The organism is Martinezella sp. CNPSo 3795, from assembly GCF_057784475.1.
Map to the genome: position 1 here is coordinate 79,582 of NZ_JBXSOQ010000013.1, position 22,905 is coordinate 102,486.

The following is a 22,905-nucleotide window of genomic DNA, read 5'->3' on the forward strand; positions in this document are numbered from 1 at the left end:
GTCGAAAATGGCTGGCTTGGTCTCGGTAGGCCCAGGCCCTTCTCCCTTCATGGAGAAGCTCTGTTCCGCGCTTGCGCGGATACCCCGACAGTCCCTGCGCCTCGTGCGCGTTTCGGGTCTGCACGGTAGCCATTAGACGATGCTCCCTCAGCAGACCATGTTCGAAGGAGCCGTACCATGTCCACTATCGATCAGTCCCAGCCCATCCTTGTCTATCTCGCCGCCGGCGTCCAAGGCAGCGCAGCCGTTCACGCAGCACTTCGGCGCGGCTTCAAGGTCCGCGCACTTGTGCGAGACCGAAGACGCGCCTCCGCACTCTCGGCGCTCGGCGTCGAGCTTGTCGAGGGGGATCTTCGCGATGCGGCTTCGCTTCGCGCCGCCAGCACCGGCATCACCCACGCCGTGCTGCAGATTCCGATCGGATCACAAGGCGACATGCGCATCCAGGCGGATAATGCGACATCCGCTTCTCTCGACCAAGGCCTGAAATCCCTTGTCCTCAAGCTCGCCAGCGCCAGCCGCCCGGCACCTTGCCAGGAGCCAAGCTTTGTTGCCAACGCAATGCTCGAAGATGTGGTCCGCGCGTCAGGCCTGCCCTTCGCAATCGTCCGCCCGACCATGTATCTCGATAATCTCCTGAAGCCATCAGCGCGCAAAGACATTGTTGGCAAAGGGATCTTCGCGCCGCCGATTGCCGAAGCCCAGCGTATCGCCTGGACCTCGGTCGATGATTGCGCCCGGGCCGCCATTACCCTTCTGGAACGTGGCATCACCTCCGGCGATCATCGCATTGCCGGGCCGGAAAGCGTTGATGGAAACGAACTCGTCTCGCGGATCGGTGCTGGACTCGGTCGCCTCATCGCCTATCGCCAACAGCCGCTCGACGAGTTCGAGCGAGATGTCGATGCTGCGATGGGACCGGGAACGGGACGCCGTGTCGCCTCGAAATTCCGCTTCTTCGCATCGCATCGGGAAGAGGCGGATGCGATGCTGGCCGCGCCGTTCAAGCCGCAAGCCGGCCTTGAGGATTTCAAGCCGACAGGCATTGAGGAATGGGTTCGCCAACATCGGGCACAGTTCTTCGATACGAAACAAGCGCCATCAGGCGGCCAGGGCTGATCGACTGGATACGCCTTCAATCGTAATAGGCCGGGGCATGCTTGAACCGAGGCCATGCTTCGGGATCATGCCCCGTCACCACCATCGCATCGGTCTGTTCAGCAAGCGTGCGAAGCTTGCCGACGGATCGCACCGTGTCGACGGCGGAAGCCATGAAGCCAGGAAGAGCCTTTTCGTTCCAGTGATCGAGCGTGTAGGCGGCATCCACGGTCAGTAATATTGCGCCCGTCTTCGGGAGCCGTAGCAGGAAGGATTGGTGGCCGACGCTATGGCCTGGCGTGAAGATCATCCGCAGCACACCGTCGCCATAGAGATCATAGCCATCGGTGGCGGCGCCCCCTAGGAAGTGCCATTTCAAGCCGGGGCGATCGAAATCACGACGAACATAGGCGCCGGCAGCGAACCAGTCCGGCGCGAAGGCATATTCATATTCGCGGCGCTGGACGATGTGGGTCGCGTTGGGGAAGCGGCCGATCGCGCCGCTATGGTCGGAATGCAGATGAGAAAGCACGACGAAGCGGATACCTTCACCGGATATGTCGAGCTTCGCCAGCTGCGCGACGCATCCCTGTTCCTCGGTCATGAAGGGCTGATAGCTGTCGACCGCATCGCCCCAATAGCCACGCGGATCGGCCAGACCTTCCGCCGCCAGCCCACCATCGATGATGACATTGCCCTTCGGATGCGTCAGCAGAAACCAGGGAACCGGGATTTCGTAATCGGCGCCGCCACCCTGATTCATCCTGATGTCGTGGGCCTTGCAGCGCTGCGTGCCCGATTGAAATATATAAAGCCTGATGTCGCTCATAAGCCTGACCTGTGATTTGCGATTGCGTGCGGAAACACGCATCGTTTTCGGTGATCGAAGGCTCTGCCACTAGGCGGCACCATCCACTTACATTTATCGGCTGATCCGATATATTGGCGCACATGGATCTATTGGTGGCGATGCGCGTCTATGTCAGGGTGGTGGAAAGAGGCAGCATGTCGGCCGCCGCCCGCGACCTCGGCATGGGGCAGCCTGCCGTCAGCGAGCGGATTGATCGGCTGGAGCAATATCTCGGCGCGCGGCTGCTGCTTAGAAACACCCGCAAGCTTTCCGTCACGGATGTCGGCGCCGCCTTTTATGAGCGCAGCAAGCAGGTGCTCGAAAGTGCCAACGATGCGCTGACAGTCGTGGATGGCGATCAGTCACTGCGCGGCACGCTCAGGATCGCAGCACCGCATGGTGTCGGCGAGATCATCCTTCCGCCGATCCTGCTTGATCTGCGCAAGCGTCATCCGCTGCTGAAAATCGATCTGGTCCTCAACGACAGGATTGTCGATCCCGTGACGGAAGGCGTCGACATCTCGCTGCGCCTCGGCGATCTCGGCGAGGGCAGCTTCATTGCCCGCAAGCTCGGCCATGTCGGCCGCGTGCTGGTGGCATCGCCCGCCTATCTCGATGAGCATGGGACGCCCACGATACCCGACGAACTTGCCGACCACCCTTTCCTACGGGTCTCCGGCCTGTTCAACAGCGGCCGGATTCCGTTGATCGACCCGGACGGACAGTCCGAACTTGCCGCCGTCGATATCACCTTGAGCACCAGCCATTGGCGGCCGCTGCACCGCCTGCTGCTCGATGGCGCCGGCATCGGCGTGCTGCAGGAGCCGGTCTGCACCAAGGATCTTGCCGATGGCAGACTGATCTGTCTGCTGCCCGGCTTTACCGTGCCGGGCTTCGATCTCAATGCGCTCTATCCGGCGATAAGACCGATTCCGCCGCGGATTCGTGCGATGCTCTCGTTATTGGAAGAGCAGTTGCCGAGGATTCTGATCAAGCAAGCCTAAACGCTGGAAAGCTAGCCGACGCTCTGGGTCGCCACCTTGGGCGTTGCCCGCAATGTCAGCGCCCAGAAAAGCAGCGTTGTGAGACTAATCGCAATGCCGGAGAGGCAGACGCCCGGCCAGCCGGCATGGGCATAGATGATCGTCGCTGTCGATGATCCCACTGCGCTGCCGATGGAGTAGAAGACCATATAGGCGGCCGTCAACCTGTTCTGCGCGTCCGGCCTGACGCGGTAGATCATGCCCTGATTGGTGACGTGCACCGCCTGCAGGCCGAAATCGATGACGAGCACGCCGAAGATCAGCCAGAGGATCGAGCGGTCCAGCATGGAGATCGGTAGCCAGGCAACGAGCATCAGGGCGAGCGCGATTCCTGTCGCTCGCTGCCCATGGCCACGGTCAGCCCAGCGGCCCGCCCTGACGGCGCCGAGCGCGCCCGCCGCTCCGGCCAGGCCGAACAGGCCGACCTCGGTGTGAGACAGCGAGTAAGGCGGCGCGGTCAGCGGCAGCACCAGAGGGGCCAGCAGCGTGGTGATATTGGCGAAGATCAGCATGGCGATCACGGCGCGGATGCGCAGGACCGGTTCTTCAATCAGCAGAGTGCCCAACGAGCGGATGAGGCCGACATAGGAAAGTCCGCGCCTCGGCTTCTCTTGCCTCGGCAGCACGCGCCAGAGGAGAAGCGTGATTACCAATGTTAGCACGGCGGAGACGATGTAGACGGTCCGCCAGCCGGAGAAATCGGTCAGCGTGCCGGCAACGCTGCGCGCCAACAGGATGCCGAGGACGATGCCGCTTGTGACCATGCCGACGATATGGCCGCGCTCGGTAGGGTGCGCGAGGCTCGCCGCATAGGCGACCAGCGCCTGTGTCACGACTGCCAGAAAGCCGACGGCGGCCATGGAGGCGAGCAGCATCGCCGCACTGGACGAGAAGCCGACGCTGATGAGGGCCGCCACGCTCAGCAGCGATTGCACGATGATGAGCTTGCGCCGGTCGACAAGGTCGCCGAGCGGCACCAGCAGGATCAGGCCGAGCCCATAGCCGAGCTGTGTTGCGCCGACGATGAGGCCGGCAGCCGTGCGCGACAGCTTCAGATCATCAGCCATGACATCGAGAAGCGGATGGGCAAAATAGGCATTGGCGACAGCGAGGCCGCTCGCGACGGCAAACAGGAAAATCGTCGCTCGCGTCAAAGGCGAATTGGCCTCTCCGGAGTATTCGGCGCCCTTGAACCAACCCTTTCGTGATGAGTGAGGGCGCAGAACGTCCTTCGCGCCGCCGGCCGGCGGCGCGTCCTGATCGATCGTCATTGCAAAACTCCCGATTCTTCGGTTTAATAATGAAACCAACGATCGAGTAACATTATTGGTTTAATCATGCAACCATTCTTGCGAACAAAAGACCGGAAAGGCTGAGCCGATGGTCGCGCGGAAAAGCCTGAAGGGTGACTATTGCCCGAGCGCGCGTTCGCTCGACGTGATCGGCGACTGGTGGTCGCTCCTGATCGTGCGCGATGCCTTCGATGGGCTGACGCGCTTCGGCGAATTTCAAAAGAGCCTGGGGATTGCCAAGAATATTCTCACGGAGCGCCTGCGCACGCTTGTCGCGAGCGGCATCCTCGAGCTTGTGCCGACAAGCGAAGGCGGCTCGCGCATGGAATATCGGCTGACGGCGATGGGAAAGGATCTCTTCCCGGTCATGGTGGCATTGCGGAAGTTCGGCGAACGCCATCTCTTCGCGCCGGCGGAAGAGCATTCACTGCTGGTGGACCGGGCGACGGGTCAGCCGGTGCAGCTGGACATCCGGGCGCAGGACGGCAGATCCATCGGCCCGGACGAAACAATTATCTTGAAGGTGCCGGAAGCGGAATAGGACAAGAACGCCGGTGTCCGGCAGACGAATAGTCCTTCGAACCGAAGCTTAAAACACCAGCGACCGGTGTAATTGCGCACCTGCCCAGGCGCCGTCGCCGACGGCAAGCGACACCGAATGCGGGATGCGAGCGGCATCGCCGCAGGCAAAGGCGCCCGGCACGGTCGTTTCCTTCATGGCGTCTGTCTGGATCTGGATCCCGAAAGGCGTTTCCTCCAACGAGCAGCCAAGCCGCTCCGCAATCGTGCTTGAAGGCGACACACGCGACGCAGTGAAGAGCCCGGCAAACGGCAGCAGGCGTCCATCGCTGAGCCGCACGTCGGCCTCTCCGTCCAGCCTTGCGACCGGCGTTTCCTCGATCGTCACGCCACGAGCGGCGAGATCGGCGCGCTGCACCTCATCGGGGACAAAGCTGCCGTTGAGGAAGAACGTCACGTCTCCCCATTCCGGCAGCAACTGCGCCTGATGTAGCGACATCGAGCCGGTGGCGATGCAACCGATGCGGCCTTGATCGAGCTCGTAGCCATGGCAATAGGGGCAATGGAAGACGCTTTTGCCCCAACGCTCGCCAAGTCCCTCGATCTCGGGCAAGGCATCGGAGACGCCGGTTGCGAAAAGCAGGCGCCGGCCATCATGGCGCGCGCCGTCTAGCGTGGTGACGACGAAGCCATCTTTCTCTCCCTCGGCCTTCTCGGCAGTCCCTTCGATCCAGGTCAGCGTCGGATAGGTGAAAAGCTGCTCGCGCGCCTTGCGGGCGATCTCGGCGGGGTCGACGCCATCCTGGCCGAGAAAGCCGTGGGATTCCCGGGCAAAACGATTGCGGCGCTTGCCTGCATCGATGACAAGCACCTTGCGGCGGGCACGAAGAAGCTGGAGGGCGGCCGCCATTCCCGCGTAACTGCCCCCAATGACGATGACGTCATAGGTCATGACAAAGCCCTTTCTGAGCGCCATTGCGTGTGACGCCGCGCAAATTCGGCGGCGAGATCGGCAAGTGTGACGTTTTCAAAGCGCTGGAGGAGCAAGGCCTCGGCTTCGGCAAAAGCATCATCGAGGACGGAATTGACCGATTGCTCGACCAGACATTCCGGCGTTTCGTTGCGATTGCCGATGGCAAAGACGGCCGGTTCGCCGAGTGCCTCATGCAACTGGCGCAGCGTGACGCTTTTGAGATCGGCCGCAATCGTCCAGCCGCCAGTGTGCCCCTTGGCGGAATGGACAATGCCCACCTCGCGCAATAGCCCCATGGTACGACGCACGACGACAGGATTGGTGTGCATGCATTGCGCCAGGGCTTCGGAGGTCAATGGTCCATCCTGCTCGGCCATGTGGAGCAAGGCATGGAGAACGGAAGAAAGTCGGCTATCGCGTTTCATGTAACTTCAATTATTACGATTCGATCCGACATTCAAGGGTGGCCTGTTGTGATGAAGCAGGGCTGCGGCTAAGCCCGCTGTTTGAAACGAACCTCGCGTGCCGAAGCGCAAATCCTAATCTCGTCGCCGAGCGACCATTCGGCTGCCCTTGCCGCCATGGCTGCAGGCACGCCCTGCGAGCCAGACCCGGCGGGAACATCATAAGTGGCGTGCGCATCATGCGGCAGCAGCACGCCATAGCCGCGCTCAAGCGCCGCCCGCGCCGTTGCGGCGATGCACATGTCCGAGAGCACGCCGCAGATCACCAGATGCTTCGCGCCGAAAGCGGTCAGAATAGCGTCAAGATCGGTGCCGTCGAAGCCATCATCCTCCGTTTTCCTGATAACCACCTCGCCAGATAGCGGCGGAAAATGGAGTTTCCACCCCGGTTGAAACGGCTCATCCAGTGCACCGGGCGGACCATCGTTCTGCAGGAAAATCACCGGCGCCCATGCCGACCGCGCCTTATCCAGCAGGAGTTCGACCATCGCTCTCAAGGTGGCATGGCCGGGAACCGCACTCGGCCCCTCCACGAAAGCATTCTGCACGTCGACAACAAGCAGGACATCGGCCGGCGGACGGTCATCGGAAATCTCTTGCTGCTCTCTTTCCATCGATCGGTCAGGCCTCACCTTCAAACAAACTCGGAAGCATATGGGTACCTGCAGGGCAACCCAGCAATGTGAGACCGCCTCAAAAAGCGGCTTTGACGATCATCTCGGCGCCAAGCACCAGAAGGCAGACCAGAAACCAGCGGCGGAAGGCCGCCGGGCTGACGCGATTGCGGATGACCTGGCCGGCCCACATGCCGGCAAGCGCCGGGGCGATCGCTAGGGCAGAGAGAGCGAGATTGTCGACATGGAATGCGCCGTGCCAGGCGAGCGCGGCAGCCAATGCCACGGTGGAGACAGTGAAGGAGAGGCCGAGCGCCTGGACCAGATCTTCCTTCTCCAGCCCGAGCGCCTGCAGGTAGGGCACGGCCGGCACGACGAAAACGCCGGTCGCGCCCGTCAAGAGGCCTGTGACCATACCGATGACCGGCGATAGCAGCGGTTCCAGTGTCTGCGGCACGCGAAGCTGGCGGGCAAGCAAGGCGTAACCAGCATAAAGAAGGAGGGCCGCTCCCAGTGCTGCCGAGGTCATATGCGTATCGCCAGCGGCGAGCAGATATGAGCCGGCGAAGGTCCCGACGATGATGGCGCTGACCAGCAGAGAGAAACGACGCGCAAGCGCACCAAAGCTCGGGCCGGCCAGAAGCTGCCAGACATTGGTGACGAAGGAGGGCACGATCAGGAGGCTCGCTGCCGTTAGCGGCGAGATCAGTGTGCCCAGCACGCCCATTGCCACGGTCGGCAGCCCCATGCCGGTGACGCCCTTGACCATGCCGGCGATGAAGAAGGTCGCGAAGATCGCCGCGAGAAGCCATATCGAATGATCCATCATGCCCTTTCAGTAGCAGAGACAAAGACTGGCACAATGCGGATGATGCGAAGCCAGCCTTCGGCTATTCCGAAGACTGGACATGCGGTAATCTGCACGTCATGCGCTTCGATCTGACCGACCTTCGCCTTTTCCTCGCCGTCGTCGATGCCGGCAGCATCACGCATGGAGCCGCCGATATCGGGCTTTCGTTGCCGGCCGCCAGCGAGCGGCTGCGTGACATGGAGGCAAATGGCGGCGTACGGCTTCTGGAGCGCGGGCGACGCGGCGTGAGTCCGACGCCCGCCGGTGAGGCATTGGCCCATCATGCCCGGTTGATCCAGCGGCAGCTCACGCAAATGCGCGGCGAGCTTGGCGAGCACGCAAGCGGCCTGCGCGCAACCGTCCGGCTTCTCGCCAACACCGCGGCGATTGTCGAATACCTGCCGCCGCGCCTTGCCGAATGGATGGCCAGAAACCCGCGAACGGACATCGATCTCAAGGAGCGCCAGAGCATCGAGATCGCCCGGGCCGTTTCGGCCGGGCTGGCCGAGATCGGTATCCTGTCGGACGCGGCCGATACCTCCGGCCTGACATTGCGACCCTTCGCGATCGACCGCCTGGTGGTGGTGATATCTAGCGATCATGCGCTGGCAGCGGCAAAGCAGATCGCTTTCACGGAGATCCTGCATGAGCATTTCGTCGGACTTGCCGGCGGAGCGCTGCAGGATCACATCGACGCGCAGGCGGCCCGACTCGGCAGCCGGTTGAAAATGCGGGTGCGGATGCGGACATTTGAAGCCATCTGCCACATGGCCGGCCAGGGCATCGGCCTCGGCATCGTGCCCGAAACGGCGGCGCGTCGCTGCAGCCGATCCGCGAAAATTGCAGCCCTCCGCCTCACCGACCCATGGGCAACGCGCCGGCTTTCACTCTGCGCACGCTCCCTCGAAGAGCTTCCGTCGCCGGCCCGCGATCTTTTCGAGCATCTGGCAACGATATGACCGTAGCCTGTTGAAAAGACGCGTTGGGATCGACTAGTCTCGCCACGTGGCTGTCGGGGAGAGACGGCGCAATGGGAGGTCGGTATGGAATTTCACGACGACGAGCTTCACCGCTTCGAAGCCGAAGGGGCCGCTCCCTTGCCGCATACCGAGGTGGAAGGCCATGTCGATCATGATGGCGCGCGTATCTGGTATGCGTCCTACGGCAGCGGCTCACCGGTGATCCTTCTGCATGGCGGGCTCGGAAACAGCGGCAATTGGGGCTACCAAGTGCCCGCGCTCATCGACGCAGGCCATCAGCTTATCGTCATCGACAGCCGCGGCCATGGCCGCAGCACACGCGACGAGCGGCCTTATACCTACGAGCTCATGGCCACAGACGTTCTCGCCGTCATGGACAGGCTGAAGATCGACAAGGCCGCGATCGCCGGATGGAGCGACGGCGCCTGTATCGGCATGTTGCTTGGAAAAACCCATCCGGAACGCGTTTCCGGTGTCTTCTTCTTTGCCTGCAACATGGACCCGAGCGGTACCAAGGAATTCGTGGCGACGCCTATCATAGAGCGCTGCTTCACCCGCCATATGAAGGATTATGCCGCTCTCTCAGCCACACCCAGCGAGTTCGATGCTTTCGTCGAAGCGGTTGGCCTGATGCAGCGGACCGAGCCGAACTATACCATTGCCGATCTCGCCGAGATCGACGTGCCCGTCGCCATCGTGCAAAGCGAGCATGACGAGTTCATCAAGCGCGAACATGCCGATTATCTCGTGCGGCACATTCCAGGCGCGAAGCTGATCCTTCTGCCCGGCGTCAGCCATTTTGCCCCCTTGCAGCATCCGGCTCAGTTCAACGCCGCCCTGCTCGGCTTTCTTGCAACGATTTCAGTCTGACGGCAGATTCAGTTGCGCAGGTCCGATCGTTCGGATAAATGATGATCATCATCTTATTCGAACTCCCGAGACCGAATCGCCGCTGACAGGCCCTTCCGCCCCGGGGAGCAATTTGGCTCCAGGCAGGAGAATTTTATGACAGCCACTTTGTTTTCGCCTCTTTCCATTGGCCCGTATGAATTTGCGCATCGCGTCGTCATGGCGCCGCTGACCCGCATGCGGGCGAGCCAGCCGGGCAATGTGCCTTCGGCATTGAATGCCGAATATTACGCCCAGCGCGCCAGCGAGGGCGGGCTCATCATTTCCGAAGGGTCGCAGATTTCCAGTGCCGGTCAGGGCATGCCAGCAACGCCGGGCATCCACACGGCCGAACAAATCGCCGGCTGGAGGGCCGTGACGGATGCGGTTCATTGCAAGGGCGGCAAGATCTTCCTGCAGCTCTGGCATGTCGGCCGCATCTCCCATTCCTCACACCAGCCGGGCGGAGCGGTGCCGATCGCTCCTTCAGCCATTGCCGCCAAGGGTGATGCGTTTACCGCTTCCTTCGAGCGCGTTCCCTTCGAGACGCCGCAGGCGATCGATATCGACCTGATGCCGCTTTTGATCGACGTCTACGCCCAGGCTGCCGCCAATGCCAAGCAGGCGGGCTTTGACGGCGTCGAGATTCATGGCGCCAATGGCTATCTGATCGAACAGTTCCTGCAGGCCCGCACCAACCAGCGCACTGACCAATATGGCGGCTCGATCGAGAATCGTACGCGGCTGCTGCTTGAGGTGGTCGAGGCGGTTTCCGAAGTTTGGGGTTCGGATCGCGTCGGTGTGCGCCTTTCGCCCTTCGGCATCGCCAATGACAGCGGCGAGGACGATCCATTGCGCCTCTACGGCCATGTCATTCGCGAACTGGACCGCCTCAACCTCGCCTATCTGCATCTGATCGAGCCGCGCGCCAGTGGTGCCGGCCAAGCCGAAGTCGACCACAAGAATGTGCCCTCGGCTGCGGAACTCTTCCGGCCTGCCTGGTCCGGCACGCTGATCGCCGCGGGCAATTTCCGGCCGAACACTGCCGAGGCAGCACTTGCCGCCGGCCATGCCGATGCCATCGCCTTCGGTCGTCTCTTCATCGCCAATCCCGACCTGCCGGAGCGCATTCGTCTCGGTGCCCCGCTCAATACCTATCATCGCCAGACCTTCTACGGCGGCGGCGCCGAGGGTTACACCGATTATCCGACGCTGGATGCCAGGGAGGCCGCCGAATGAGCACGCCGAGCGCTATCATCGTCGGAGTAGGAGCCGAACAGGGGCTGGGGGCGGCGCTCTGCCGGCTTCTCGCGGACAAGGGCTATCATGTCGTCATTGCCGGCCGGACGGCGGCAAAGATCGATCAGGTGGCGGCTGGCATCCAGGCGTCCGGCGGCAGTGCCGAGGCGATCGAAACGGACGCCACGGATGAAGCTGCGGTCATCCGGCTGTTCGATCATGCCTTTACCGCTCGAGACGATATTGCCGCGCCTGACTTCGTCGTCTTCAACGCCGGCATCAATCGCCAGATTGCGTTTCGCGCCGTCACCGCCGCGCAATTCGAGGAATTCTGGCGTGTCTGCTGCTTCGGCGGATTCCTGGTAGGACGCGAGGCGGCGCGGCATCTGGCGCCGCTTGGCCGTGGAACGGTGATCTTCACCGGCGCCTCCGCAAGCCTGCGCGGCAAGGCGGGTTTCGCCCAGTTCGCCGCTGCCAAAGCCGGTCTTCGAATGATCAGCCAAAGCATGGCGCGGGAATTCGGACCGCTCGGCCTGCATGTCGCTCATACCATCATCGATGGCGGCATAGACGGCGAGCGGCTACGTTCGCGCCGGCCTGATGTGGATGCCGACGGGCTGCTGAACATCGATGCCATTGCCGAGAGCTACTGGCATATTCACCGGCAGCATCCTTCTGCCTGGACACAGGAACTCGATCTGCGTCCTTACAAGGAAAACTTCTGAGGCCGCCGTCGGAGCAACTCATGGCATTGCTCTAGCAATTCCGCGACAGGGCTTTGGCGATGGCCAGGAATTTCGGGTCTTCTAACCCGGTGCGATGCTGGATCTCTGCTTCGCCCTCCGCGGCCGATGTCTCGCTCGGAATCGTGAAGGACCACGCCGATGGTCGCTTCCGGCCGCGGAAAAACTGCGCCATCCGCCCCATCACACTCTGTTTGTCTGCCCTGCCCTTATGTTCTGAAGGCGGATCGACGGCATTCGGATTGCAGGGATCACCCCATCGTTCATCATAGAGATCCTTGAAGATATAATTGGTCAGCATTGGTTCACCTTTCTTTTTTGAATCGATTCAATCCAGTTGCGCATTGTTTTATTGAATCGGTTCAATCGTACGCCTCAAAACCCGACTGTCAAGAAGAATTGAACCGATACAACTTCATTGCTAGTATCCACCGGAAACATATGGAGGATTTCATTGGCCAAAGGCACCATAAGGCTGGCGGATGTCGCCAAGGCGGCAGGCGTATCGCAGGGAACCGCCTCCAATGTTTTCAGTCGGCCCGAAGTGGTGCGCGAAGAGGTACGCGAGCATGTGCTCGAGACGGCCAAGCGGCTTGGCTATGCCGGGCCGAGCCTGACGGGCCGGCTGCTGCGGGCCGGAAAGGTCAATGCCATCGGCGTCGCCGTCGTCGAGCCGCTTTCCTATTTCTTCAACGATCCCTGGGCCAGGGCGCTCCTGGCCGCTGTGTCCCAGGTCTGCGATGCCAGCGGCACAGGTCTCGCCCTGGTCTCGGCCAAGGATCGGCACAAGCTCGACTGGAACATCAAGAGCGCGTTGGTCGATGGCTTCATTCTGCTCTGCGTGGAAGGCGGCGAAAAGCTGGTTCAGTTGACGCGCGAGCGGCAATTGCCTTTCGTTGCTCTCGCCCTGAATGACGAAGATGCGTCGATCCCCTCGATCAGCGTCGACAATCTTGGTGGTGCGGCCGTTGCGGCCCGGCATCTGGCGGAACTCGGCCACAGGCGTTTCGGCGTGCTCGCGACCGAGCTTTCGGACGATCATGTCGGGCCGGTCAGCATCGGCGGGATCGGGCGGGCGATGTATTCCACCTCGCGCGATCGCGCACTCGGCTATTGGCAGGCACTCGAAGCCTTCGGAATTGGGCGCGAAAACGTGCCGATCTTTGAGACGCTCAACGACAAGCCAAGCGTCGAAGCCGGGCTTGAGTACCTGTTTTCTGCGAAGGAACCGCCGACGGCGATCCTTGCCATGTCCGACAATATCGCGCTTCTGGCGATCAATTGGCTGCGGGCACGGGGCCTTTCAGTGCCGCAGGACGTCTCCGTCATCGGCTTCGATGGCGTGCCGGAAGGCGGCATGGTGGAGCCGGGCCTGACGACGATGGCCCAGCCCTTTGCCGAGATCGCGGAACGCGCGGTGCAGGCCGTTCTTCACGATGCCGTACCGGCCGAGCGAGAGATGATCGGCGTCACGCTGATCGTGCGCGGCAGCACGGCAGCGCCGAGACCCGACCGAATCTAGAGCGGTTCAGCTTTTCACGGAATCTCCGAACCGCTCTATCTCTTTGGTTTAACGCAATTCCGGACGCAAAACCGCTTTGCACTTTTGCTGGAATTGCTCTAGCTCGCCTGCTGCGCGCCATCCACGTTTGCAGCCCGCATCTCGATGAGCTGCCGGGCAGCGGCGGCAGCGGCGTCCTTGTCGCTTGCCACCTGCACGGTGGGGAAGGCGAACTGGATGCCGTTCTCGTCGAAGGACTGCTTGATCAAGGCCAGCGCGCTGCGGCGGATGACGGAGAGCTCGTCGGGCTTGGCGGTGATGGCCAGCCTGATCTCGATCGCGAAATCGCCGAACTGCTCGACACCCTTCATCTTCAGCGTCTGGATGATGCTCGGTTTCAGCTCCTCGTCGTCGAGCAGGCGCTGGCCGATATCCTTGATAATGCGCTTCAGTTTCACGAGATCCGTATCGTAGGTCACCTTGACGATGATCTTATCGATTGCCCAGTCGCGGTTCATGTTGTTGACCGCACCGAGCGAACCGAAGGGGATCGTCGCCAGCGGGCCGCGCTGGTGGCGCAGCTTGACCGAACGCAGGCTGAAGGATTCCACCACGCCCTTGTAATGGCCGCTTTCGATATATTCGCCGATACGGAAGGCATCGTCCCAGAGGTAGAAGATGCCGCTGATGACATCCTTGACGATGGTCTGTGCGCCGAAGCCGACCGCGACGCCGACAACGCCGGCGCCGGCGATCAGCGGCCCGATCTGAACGCCGAGGCCCGACAGCACCATCATGACCGCAATGATGCCGATGACGACGGCAAGAATGTTGCGGAAGATCGGAAGCAGCGTCTGCAGCCGGGCGCGGCTCGCTCTCATCTCATCCGATTCGCCGGCGGCCGGCAGGGATTGCATGACTTTGCCGTCGATATAGGTTTTTGCCAGCTGCCAGACGAGATCGGCAACCAGGAGGATGATGATGCCGCCGAGAATGCCGCGAGCGATGCGGCCGACATTCGATTCGCTGCCACTCATCATCGCATGCGCCTCGACCCCCAGCATGTGGCCGAGCCATAAAGCCGCAAAGGTAATGATCAGCGCCCGCAAGCCGCGGTCGAGCAACACGGCCGCGATCTTGCCGGTACCGAAGATGCCGTCGGCGGCATCATGCAGGGCTTCGATCGCCTTCGTCGATACCGAGAGGACGCGCGGCAGCAATATCGCATAGATGCCGAGCCACAAAAGGCCATCAAAACCGGCCACCCAGAGACACCATAGCGCCGCGAAGAAAATCGTCAGGAGCCAGGAAACCGTCTTCGCCCCCCGCTTTTCCGGTGGAAGCGGCCTGGACCACACGGCAGCCGTGGCGATCAGAAACAGACCGATGCCGAGGGTGTAGCCGATGAGGTCGCGCGCCCCGACAGAAAAGTCCAGCGACGTGACGGCCTGTATGATCGCCCAGCCGCAGGCAAAATAGATAGCAAACAGCGTGCAGCGTCGATACCAATAGGATGCGACGCGCCGCCGTTCGGCGATGCGGGCGGCACCGCCGTCCTCATCCAGAACGTCGTTGGCGCGACGCATCGCTATCAATTCCATGACAAGCTTGCCGATGGAGATCGCCAGCCTGATCGACACCATCGCAATGACGCAAGCGATAGCAAAATTTTCAATGGCTGGCGGCCAATCGAAGGCAAGAAGCGGAACGAGCGTCACCAGGCCATGGATGATGGCGGGCACGACACCGCCCAGAAACTGGAAGCGCGCTGCCTGCAGTTCCGTCTCGGTACCGGCAGCCCTCTCGGTGCGCTGCATATGCCTGGTGTTGATGAAGCGTGCAACGGCGAGTTCGGCCGCCAACCCCAGGAAGAAGAGCAGGACAATCTGAATGATGATGCGTACGAGGCCGACCGACTTGCCTTCGCCTTCCAGCTTTTCCGATGCGGTCATGACCTCGTAGGGCAACGTCATCGCAGCGCCGGAGACCAGCTCAAGGTGATGCCGCGTATGGCCGAGCATGCCTGATAGAACCGACATCTGATTGCCGTCGGTCGGCGTCGGATCGCTGATGGTTGCGGGTTTATCGCTGGCGGGTGTCGGTTGACTATTGAGCTGCGCAGTAAGCCATTGCCTGACATCCGGCTCGTTCATCAGCTGGATCAGCTCGCGAACCTTGTCGGGCGGCGGGGCGGCCGGCTGTGGGGCAGCGGCATTCTGCGCGAACGCAGTCACAGGTGCAGCCAATGCAAAAAGACAAAAAAACAGGCCTCCGATCGTCCACCTGCCGCCCCCGACATTTCTCATCTGCGCTGCCCTTCCCGCAATCTGACCATTCGGCCCGCTCCTGCAGACTATACGCGTTTTTTGTACGGGCAAGCAGGCACTTACGGCCCCCACCCCCATCATACCGCCATTGCCCCGCAACGGCTGCCGCGCTAGGTTCTACAGCAATACCGTTCGGTACTCGGGGATGCGCGTGTTCAATTTCCTGAAAAGGCTCTTCGGCAGAGGCAAGCGCGCGGAAATGCGCCCCGGCCAACCCTATCCGATGCAGGAGCCAGAGAGCGCGGCCGTTGCCAAAACCCTCGATCTCAACATTCCCGACGAAGCTTTGCAGGATGAAGCAGCCTTTGCCGCCTATCTGCAGGAACGCCTGCCGTTCTTCGGAGATCTGATCCGCGTCGATTACGATGCTGCCGCCGGCAGTCTGACGCTGCACAGCCGCAACGGCGATACGATGACGAAATTCCTGAGCAATGCGCTGCTGGCGCTGCGCGAAAAGCGCGGGCCGGCACGCGCGCAGGCGCTCCTCAACTATCTCAACATGACGGAAGCCATGGTCGACAGCGGCGAGCTCGCCAAGGTCCTGCCGGTCCTGAAAGCGCGCGATTTCGTCGAGGTTGCGCGGCAGCAGATGATGCAGGCCGCCAAGGACGAGCCCAATCCGCCGCAATTCGTCTACCTCGACGAGGCCGAAAACCTGATCAAGCTCTTCGTCGTCAACGGCGAGACGACGGTCAACTACGTGATGGCCGAAGCACTCGACGACTGGGGCATCGATGTCCGAGAACTCGCCGAAACGGCACAGGCCAACCTGCAGAAATTCCTTGCCAAGACCGGCGTTCAGATCGCCAAACGCAGCCGGTTCCAATATGTCGAGGTGGACGGCCAGTTCGAGTCCAGCATTGCGTTCCTGCCGAATTTCTGGGCGCAGGTGCAGGAGCAATCCGGCGGCGCCGCGCCGATCGCCGCCTTCCTGTCGCGCGACAAGGTGTTCTTCACGCATGAGAACGATATCGAGGGCCTGCAGCTTCTGGAGCTGATCAGCGCCGATCTCAGCGACGTGCCCTACGTTATTTCGCCGGATCAATATCGCTGGGAAAATGGCCGCTGGACGCTATTTCGCCGTGTCGCCCGGATGGAAGCGGCGATCCGCCACTAGACCTTTTACGCATTGCGGACGGAAAACGCCTTAAACCAGCACTTCCTGATCGACGCGATCCTCTGCACCGAAGAACTTCAGATAACGCTCGACTTCCGCAGGCTCGCCCGTCGCCTTCTGAGGATTGTCCGAGAGCTTCACGGCCGGTCGGCCATTTGCCTCGATGACCTTGCAGACGATCGAAATAGGATTGAGGCCCTTGAGTTCGGTGGGCGCGCAGCCGGCGAAATCGTTGGTAAGGTTGGTGCCCCAACCAAAACTCATGCGGACTCGACCGTCGAAATGCTTGTAGGTGTCGATGATGGCATCGACATCGAGGCCATCGGAGAAGATCAGCAGCTTCTGGCGGGGATCGCGGCCCATCTTCTTCCACCATTCGATGATCTTCTCGCCGCCTTCGATCGGCGGGGCGCTGTCGGGGCGGAAGCCGGTCCAGTCGGCCACCCATTCCGGTGCGTTGCGCAGGAAGGAAGCCGTGCCGAAGGCATCGGGCAGCACGACGAGCAGATTGCCGCCATAGAGGCGGTTCCAGTCACGCAGCACCTTGTAGGGCGCCTTGCCGAGCTCTTCGTCATTTTTCGCAAGTGCTGCGGCGACCATCGGCAGCTCATGCGCATTGGTGCCGACGGCTTCGAGATCGGAATCCATGGCGAGCAGCACGTTGCTCGTGCCGGTGAAGGCGTTGCCCACTCCTTCCTTCAGCGCCTCCACGCACCAACGCTGCCAGAGGAAGCTATGGCGCCGGCGGGTGCCGAAATCGGAAATGCGCAGGCCCGGCAGCTCGCGCAGCCGCTCCACCTTCTCCCACATCTTGGCCTTGGCGCGGGCATACAGCACATCGAGCGTGAAGGGGCCAAGCGCCTTCAACGCCGTACGCGAACGAAGCTCGTTGATGATGGCGAGCGCGGGGATCTCCCACATCGTCGTCTCCTTCCACGAGCCGTGGAAATCGAGAATATACTGGCCGTCGCGCTTCGATAGCTCGTATTCCGGCAGCTGGAAATTCGACAGCCAGGCGAGGAATTCCGGTTCGAAGATCTGGGCGCGGCCGTAGAAACTGTTACCCGCCAGCCAGATCATCTCCTTCTTGGAGAGGCGGAGCGTGCGGGCATGGTCGAGCTGCTCACGCAATTCCTTTTCGTCGATCACTTCTGCGAGGCGGACGCTCTTGGTGCGATTGATAAGCGAGAAGGTGGCATCGACATCCGGATAGAGCTTCCAGATCATCTGCAGCATGAGGAGCTTGTAGAAATCCGTGTCGATCAGGCTGCGGATGATCGGATCAAGCTTCCAAGTATGGTTATAGACGCGGGTGGCGATATCCGTCTTGGTCATGTCGTTCCTGCCCCGTCTCCTGCCCTGCGGACGTCATGCTTTTCGCCAGCGGCGTGCCGGCATGCGGTTGTAGCGCCCTGTTATCAAAAAATGTTGAGCGAAAGTCCAGTCGCTGAAAGAAAATTGATACCAGGGCAAATGGGTCGCATTTTGCCGGCGCCAGCCGAGGCATAAGGCCCCGACCACCGCCATCCGAAGATAGACTTAGTAACCCCGACCGCGATCTACCAGATGCTGCAGCGGTTCGCCGCGTTCGAAGCAGGCGATCTGCTCCTCGACGTAGCGCATCAGTGCCTTTTCGTCAGACACGGCGGAATCATGCGGCGTAATGATGACATTTTCCAGGTCCCAAAGCGGATCGTCCGCAGCCAGAGGCTCGACGGCGAAGACATCGAGCGAGGCGCCGCCGAGGACGCCGGTGCGAACAGCCGAAGCGATATCGGCCGCAACCTGGCTCTTGCCGCGGCCGGCATTGATGAAGATCGGCTTGCCGAGCGGGCCGTTGCGATGCAGCTTGGAAAAGAGCGAAGCGTTGTAAATTCCCGTCGTCTCTGCCGTCAGCGGCAGCAGGCCGACGAGAATGTCGGTACGTGCCAGAAACGCATCCAGCCCGGCGGCATCGAAGGTTTCCATACCGTCGATCTCTTTCTTGCTGCGGGACCAGCCGATGACGTTGAAGCCCATAACTTTCAATTTCGCGGCTGCATCGCAGCCGAGAACACCGAGGCCCATGACGCCGACGGTGACGTCGGCAGCTTCCGGACCATGCTGCGGCGCCCAGACGTGCTGTCGCTGATTCCTGAAATGCCCCTGCACGTCGCGCAGATGCATCAGGCACTGCATCACCACCCATTCGCTCATCCGCGTCGTGAGACTGCGATCCACGAAACGGACCATCGGAATATCGGGCAGGCCAGCAATCGACATCATGGAATCGACGCCGGCGCCGCCCGAGAAGATGACCTTGAGATTGGGCGCGCGCTCGAAAAGATCGGCACCCGGCTTCCACAGCAGCGCGTAGTCGACATGCCTCAGATCCAGCCCCTTGCTGGCGGGGTCAGCGAGATTGATGCTGCCGCGATCGGCAAAAGCAGTTTCGAGTGCCCTGGCGACGGTCTCGGGGTTGAATTTGAGGTCGACGAGAACGGGGCTTTTGGCCGGCATGATGGTGGTCTCTATTGCTGGATGGCGGAGGTTGGCACCGCCTCGATGTTAAAGGCGGCAGCGAGAAGCGCCCTGGTGTAATCCTCTTTCGGCGCCCGGAAAATATCGGCGGATGCGCCCTGCTCTACGACCTTGCCGAAGCGCATGACGATCAGCTCGTTGGCGAGCGCCTTCACCACCTTCAGGTCGTGGCTGATGAAGAGATAGGCTAGATCGTGCTTCTGCTGCAGGTCACGCAGCAAATCGACCACCTGCGCCTGCACGCTCATGTCGAGCGCCGAGGTGGGCTCGTCGAGCATGACGAAGCGCGGCTTCAAGACCATGGCCCGGGCGATGGCGATGCGCTGACGCTGGCCGCCGGAGAATTCATGCGGGAAGCGCCAGCGCGTGGAGGGGTCGAGGCCGACCTCCTCCAGCGCCCAGCAGACGCGCTTGTCGCGCTCATCGGCCGAAAGCGACCGCTCATGTACCTTGAGCCCCTCGGCAATGATCTCGCCGACCGACATGCGCGGGCTGAGCGATCCATAAGGATCCTGGAAGACCACCTGCAGCTGATTGCGCAGCGGCCGCATTTCGCGAAACGAATAGCCGGCTATATCCTTGCCGACGAAGGCGATACGGCCCTTGGAGGAAATAAGCCGGGCGAGCGCGAGGCCGAGCGTGGTCTTGCCTGAGCCGGATTCGCCGACGACGCCGAGCGTCTGGCCAGCGCGCAGCTTCAGATCGATGCCATCGACCGCCTTCACATGGTCGACGACCTTACGCATGAAGCCGGCCTTGATCGGGAACCAGACGCGAATGTCGCTGCCTTCCATGACCACGGGCTTGTTCGTATCGCTCGCCGGCGGTTCACCACGCGGCTCTGCCGCCAGCAGATGGCGGGTATAATCATGCTGCGGCCGCGTGAAGACATCCTCCACCGTGCCGGTCTCCACGATCTTGCCCTTGGTCATCACGCAGACGCGGTCGGCGAATTTGCGGACGATGCCGAGATCGTGGGTGATGAACAGCATCGACATGCCATGCGCACCCTTGAGCTCGCGCAGGAGTTCGAGGATCTGTGCCTGCACGGTCACGTCGAGCGCCGTCGTCGGCTCGTCGGCGATCAGGAGTTCGGGGCGGTTGGCAAGCGCCATGGCGATCATCACGCGCTGGCGCTGGCCGCCGGACAGTTCATGCGGATAGGCCTTGAGCCGCTTTTCCGGCTCGCGGATGCCGACCTGATTCAAAAGTTCCAGCGTGCGGTTGCGAGCGACCTCACCCACCATGCCCTGATGCAACGCCAGGATTTCGCTGATCTGCCGCTCGATGGTGTGGAGCGGATTGAGCGAGGTCATCGGCTCCTGGAAGATCATCGTGATATCGTTGCCGCGCACGGCGCGCAGCTCGTTGTCCGATGCCTTCAAGAGGTCCTTGCCCTTGAACAGGATCTCGCCGGAAGGGTGGCTTGCGGCCGGATAGGGCAAGAGCTTCAGGATCGAATTGGCCGAAACCGACTTGCCGGAGCCGGATTCGCCGACCAGCGCCACGACCTCGCCCATGCGGATATCGAAGGAGACGCCATCGACGGCGATCGAGGTCTGCCCGCCCTGATGAAAGGCGACGGAGAGATTGCGGACTGACAGCAGCGGAGTGGAATTTTCGCTCATCGGAACGTCTTCCTCGGATCGAAGGCGTCGCGCACGGCCTCGCCGATGAAAATCAGCAGCGACAGCATGATCGACATGGTGAAGAAGGCCGAGAGCCCCAGCCAGGGAGCCTGCAGATTGGATTTGCCCTGGGCGATCATTTCACCCAGCGACGGCGAGCCGGGCGGCATGCCGAAGCCCAGGAAATCCAGCGAGGTCAGGGTGGTGATCGAACCCGACAGGATGAAGGGAACGAAGGTCAGCGTCGCGACCATCGCATTCGGCAGCAGGTGTCGATACATGATGGTGCGGTTGTTGACGCCGAGCGCGCGGGCGGCGCGCACATATTCGAAATTACGCGCCCGCAGGAATTCAGCGCGCACCACGCCGACGAGACCGACCCAGGAAAACAGCAGCAATATGCCGAGCAGGATGAAGAAGCCCGGCGGCAGCACCGAGGCGATGATCAGCAGGATATAGAGCACCGGCATGGACGACCAGATTTCGATGAAACGCTGCATCAGAAGATCGGTCCAGCCACCGAAATAGCCCTGAATCGCACCGGCGCAGACGCCGACGACTGCCGAGCAGATGGTGAGCGCCAGGCCGAACAGTACAGAGATGCGGAAGCCGTAGATCAGGCGTGCGAGCACGTCTCGCGCCTGATCGTCGGTGCCGAGCCAATTAAAATTGCTCCAGTTGCAATTCGGATCGGCGATACCGCCAGGATAGCCCGAGCAGCGTGTCTCCTTGCTCATCGCCCAGAAAGGCGGCGTCGGCGCCGACATTCCTGTGGGAAGGTTGGAATTGGCGGTCTGATAGGAATAATGGATCGGCGGCCAGATCATCCAGCCATGGGCATTGATCTCATCCTGGATATCCGGGGCGCGATAATCCGTCTGCGCCAGGAAGCCGCCGAACTTCTCTTCCGGATAATCGACGAAGACCGGCGCCAGGATCTCGCCCTTATAGGAGACGAGGATCGGCCGGTCGTTGACGATGAACTCCGCGCCGAGGCTGACGACGAACAGGACCAGGAAGATCCAGAGCGACCAGTAGCCGCGGCGGTTTGCCTTGAAGTTCTCCCAGCGGCGCACATTGGTCGGCGAGAACAGTCCCTTGCGCGGCGGCTTCACCGTGGTCGATAGCGTCTGCTGATTGGCTGCATCCATCACACGTCCCTCCGTTCGAAGTCGATGCGCGGATCGATCCAAGTGTAGATGAGGTCGGAGACGAGGCTGACGACGAGGCCGAGCAGCGAGAAGATGAAAAGCGTGGCAAACACAACGGGATAGTCGCGCTGGACGACAGAGAGATAGCTCAGGCGCCCCAGGCCATCGAGCGAGAAGATATTCTCGATCAGCAGCGAACCGGTGAAGAAGGCGGAGATGAAGGCGCCGGGAAAGCCGGCAATGACAATGAGCATGGCATTGCGGAAGACATGGCCATAGAGCACGCGCCGTTCGGAAAGACCCTTGGCGCGGGCGGTGATGACATATTGCTTCTTGATCTCTTCGATGAAGGAATTCTTCGTGAGCAGCGTCGTGGTGGCGAAGGCGGCGAGCGACAGCGAAATCAGCGGCAGCACCAGATGCCAGAGATAATCGAGGATCTTCTGCCACCAGCTGAGATCGGCGAAATTATCCGAGACGAGGCCGCGCAGCGGAAACCAGTCGAAGAAGGAGCCGCCGGCAAAGAGCACGATCAGCATGATGCCGAACAGGAAGCTCGGGACGGCATAGCCGACGATGATGATGCCCGACGTCCAGACATCGAAGGTCGATCCGTCCTGCACCGCCTTGCGGATGCCGAGCGGAATGGAAATGGCATAGGAGAAGATCAGGATCCAGATGCCGAGCGAGATCGACACCGGCAGCTTCTGGGCGATGAGGTCGATAACGGTGGTATTGCGGAAAAAGCTCTCGCCGAAATCGAAGCGGATATAGTTCCACATCATCTGGCCGAAGCGCTCGAGCGGCGGCTTGTCGAAGCCAAACTGCTTGTCGAGCTTGGCGATCAGCTCCGGATCGAGCCCCTGCGCGCCACGATATTTCGAGCTGCTGTCATCTAGGGATTGCTGGGCCAGCGTGTCGGTGCCGCCGGAAAGGCGACCGTTGGCATTGTCGCCCTGCCCGGTCAACTGCGCGATGACCTGCTCGACTGGACCGCCTGGCGCAAACTGCACGATGGTGAAGGAAATCGCCATGATCCCGACAATGGTCGGGATCATCAGCAGGAGACGTCGCAGGATATAAGCGCCCATTAGCCCGCCGCTCCCTC

22 protein-coding genes are annotated in these 22,905 nt (G+C 61.5%); 9 read left to right on the plus strand and 13 right to left on the minus strand.

Going from position 1 to position 22,905, the window contains the following annotated elements; genetic code table 11:
• The first annotated feature begins 177 nt into the window (after window positions 1–177).
• Window positions 178–1,119: an SDR family oxidoreductase gene (locus tag AC13QY_RS27335; protein WP_488494292.1), complete on the plus strand. Its 942-nt coding sequence runs from the start codon at window positions 178–180 to the stop codon at window positions 1,117–1,119.
• Between the two features lie 16 nt (window positions 1,120–1,135).
• On the opposite strand, the gene attM is transcribed toward AC13QY_RS27335, so the two are convergent.
• A complete protein-coding gene (gene attM, locus AC13QY_RS27340) occupies window positions 1,136–1,927 on the minus strand; it encodes an AttM family quorum-quenching N-acyl homoserine lactonase (RefSeq protein ID WP_488494293.1) in 792 nt (263 codons plus the stop codon).
• A 122-nt stretch (window positions 1,928–2,049) separates the two neighbouring features.
• On the opposite strand from attM, the gene AC13QY_RS27345 reads away from it, so the two are divergent.
• A complete protein-coding gene (locus tag AC13QY_RS27345) occupies window positions 2,050–2,952 on the plus strand; it encodes a LysR family transcriptional regulator (protein WP_488494294.1) in 903 nt (300 codons plus the stop codon).
• Between the two features lie 11 nt (window positions 2,953–2,963).
• Here the strand turns inward: AC13QY_RS27345 and AC13QY_RS27350 are convergent, their stop codons facing one another.
• Window positions 2,964–4,262 carry an MFS transporter gene (locus AC13QY_RS27350; protein WP_488494295.1) on the minus strand — a complete coding sequence of 433 codons (1,299 nt, stop codon included), beginning with the start codon at window positions 4,260–4,262 and terminating at the stop codon, window positions 2,964–2,966.
• Window positions 4,263–4,371: 109 nt separating this feature from the next.
• Between AC13QY_RS27350 and AC13QY_RS27355 the strand changes: the two genes are divergently transcribed.
• Window positions 4,372–4,824, plus strand: coding sequence for a winged helix-turn-helix transcriptional regulator (locus AC13QY_RS27355; protein WP_145323320.1), 453 nt, complete (start codon window positions 4,372–4,374; stop codon window positions 4,822–4,824).
• A 48-nt stretch (window positions 4,825–4,872) separates the two neighbouring features.
• Here the strand turns inward: AC13QY_RS27355 and AC13QY_RS27360 are convergent, their stop codons facing one another.
• The 4 genes from AC13QY_RS27360 to AC13QY_RS27375 form a co-directional block, all read right to left on the minus strand.
• The gene (locus tag AC13QY_RS27360; protein WP_488494336.1) at window positions 4,873–5,754 is read right to left on the minus strand and encodes an NAD(P)/FAD-dependent oxidoreductase; all 882 of its coding nucleotides are present in this window, start codon (window positions 5,752–5,754) and stop codon (window positions 4,873–4,875) included.
• Window positions 5,751–6,200 carry an RrF2 family transcriptional regulator gene (locus AC13QY_RS27365; RefSeq protein ID WP_113330608.1) on the minus strand — a complete coding sequence of 150 codons (450 nt, stop codon included), beginning with the start codon at window positions 6,198–6,200 and terminating at the stop codon, window positions 5,751–5,753. Before AC13QY_RS27365 ends, AC13QY_RS27360 begins: the two co-directional genes overlap by 4 nt.
• Window positions 6,201–6,268: 68 nt before the next feature.
• Window positions 6,269–6,853 (minus strand): isochorismatase family protein, encoded by a 585-nt coding sequence (locus AC13QY_RS27370; protein ID WP_488494296.1) that lies wholly within the window; start codon window positions 6,851–6,853, stop codon window positions 6,269–6,271.
• A 79-nt stretch (window positions 6,854–6,932) separates the two neighbouring features.
• Window positions 6,933–7,682, minus strand: coding sequence for a sulfite exporter TauE/SafE family protein (locus AC13QY_RS27375; RefSeq protein ID WP_488494297.1), 750 nt, complete (start codon window positions 7,680–7,682; stop codon window positions 6,933–6,935).
• 98 nt (window positions 7,683–7,780) lie between these two features.
• On the opposite strand from AC13QY_RS27375, the gene AC13QY_RS27380 reads away from it, so the two are divergent.
• The 4 genes from AC13QY_RS27380 (at window position 7,781) to AC13QY_RS27395 (ending at window position 11,535) form a co-directional block, all read left to right on the plus strand.
• A complete protein-coding gene (locus AC13QY_RS27380; protein ID WP_145633859.1) occupies window positions 7,781–8,662 on the plus strand; it encodes a LysR family transcriptional regulator in 882 nt (293 codons plus the stop codon).
• 84 nt (window positions 8,663–8,746) lie between these two features.
• Window positions 8,747–9,553: an alpha/beta fold hydrolase gene (locus AC13QY_RS27385; RefSeq protein ID WP_488494298.1), complete on the plus strand. Its 807-nt coding sequence runs from the start codon at window positions 8,747–8,749 to the stop codon at window positions 9,551–9,553.
• A gap of 135 nt (window positions 9,554–9,688) precedes the next feature.
• A complete protein-coding gene (locus tag AC13QY_RS27390) occupies window positions 9,689–10,810 on the plus strand; it encodes an alkene reductase (RefSeq protein WP_269245675.1) in 1,122 nt (373 codons plus the stop codon).
• Window positions 10,807–11,535: an SDR family NAD(P)-dependent oxidoreductase gene (locus AC13QY_RS27395; protein ID WP_269245676.1), complete on the plus strand. Its 729-nt coding sequence runs from the start codon at window positions 10,807–10,809 to the stop codon at window positions 11,533–11,535. The genes AC13QY_RS27390 and AC13QY_RS27395 overlap by 4 nt, the downstream gene beginning before the upstream one ends.
• A 31-nt stretch (window positions 11,536–11,566) precedes the next feature.
• On the opposite strand, the gene AC13QY_RS27400 is transcribed toward AC13QY_RS27395, so the two are convergent.
• On the minus strand, window positions 11,567–11,854 hold the full coding sequence (locus tag AC13QY_RS27400) for a hypothetical protein (protein ID WP_269245677.1): 288 nt from the start codon (window positions 11,852–11,854) through the stop codon (window positions 11,567–11,569).
• A 153-nt stretch (window positions 11,855–12,007) separates the two neighbouring features.
• Between AC13QY_RS27400 and AC13QY_RS27405 the strand changes: the two genes are divergently transcribed.
• On the plus strand, window positions 12,008–13,075 hold the full coding sequence (locus AC13QY_RS27405; protein WP_269245678.1) for a LacI family DNA-binding transcriptional regulator: 1,068 nt from the start codon (window positions 12,008–12,010) through the stop codon (window positions 13,073–13,075).
• Between the two features lie 98 nt (window positions 13,076–13,173).
• Here the strand turns inward: AC13QY_RS27405 and AC13QY_RS27410 are convergent, their stop codons facing one another.
• Complete coding sequence (locus tag AC13QY_RS27410) at window positions 13,174–15,360, minus strand: mechanosensitive ion channel family protein (RefSeq protein WP_113330600.1); 2,187 nt, start codon at window positions 15,358–15,360, stop codon at window positions 13,174–13,176.
• A 166-nt stretch (window positions 15,361–15,526) separates the two neighbouring features.
• Here AC13QY_RS27410 and AC13QY_RS27415 point away from each other — a divergent pair, with 166 nt between their 5' ends.
• Window positions 15,527–16,498: a DUF1444 domain-containing protein gene (locus AC13QY_RS27415; RefSeq protein WP_246661904.1), complete on the plus strand. Its 972-nt coding sequence runs from the start codon at window positions 15,527–15,529 to the stop codon at window positions 16,496–16,498.
• Between the two features lie 30 nt (window positions 16,499–16,528).
• Here AC13QY_RS27415 and pncB read toward each other — a convergent pair whose 3' ends face one another.
• The 5 genes from pncB to AC13QY_RS27440 form a co-directional block, all read right to left on the minus strand.
• Complete coding sequence (gene pncB / locus AC13QY_RS27420) at window positions 16,529–17,833, minus strand: nicotinate phosphoribosyltransferase (protein WP_113330599.1); 1,305 nt, start codon at window positions 17,831–17,833, stop codon at window positions 16,529–16,531.
• Window positions 17,834–18,037: 204 nt separating this feature from the next.
• Window positions 18,038–18,997 carry a 2-hydroxyacid dehydrogenase gene (locus tag AC13QY_RS27425; protein WP_269245680.1) on the minus strand — a complete coding sequence of 320 codons (960 nt, stop codon included), beginning with the start codon at window positions 18,995–18,997 and terminating at the stop codon, window positions 18,038–18,040.
• 11 nt (window positions 18,998–19,008) lie between these two features.
• Window positions 19,009–20,646, minus strand: a complete 1,638-nt coding sequence (locus tag AC13QY_RS27430; protein ID WP_488494299.1) for an ABC transporter ATP-binding protein — start codon at window positions 20,644–20,646, stop codon at window positions 19,009–19,011.
• Complete coding sequence (locus tag AC13QY_RS27435) at window positions 20,643–21,797, minus strand: ABC transporter permease (protein ID WP_113395902.1); 1,155 nt, start codon at window positions 21,795–21,797, stop codon at window positions 20,643–20,645. Before AC13QY_RS27435 ends, AC13QY_RS27430 begins: the two co-directional genes overlap by 4 nt.
• Window positions 21,797–22,888 carry a microcin C ABC transporter permease YejB gene (locus AC13QY_RS27440; RefSeq protein WP_269245682.1) on the minus strand — a complete coding sequence of 364 codons (1,092 nt, stop codon included), beginning with the start codon at window positions 22,886–22,888 and terminating at the stop codon, window positions 21,797–21,799. The genes AC13QY_RS27435 and AC13QY_RS27440 overlap by 1 nt, the downstream gene beginning before the upstream one ends.
• Window positions 22,889–22,905: the final 17 nt, after the last annotated feature.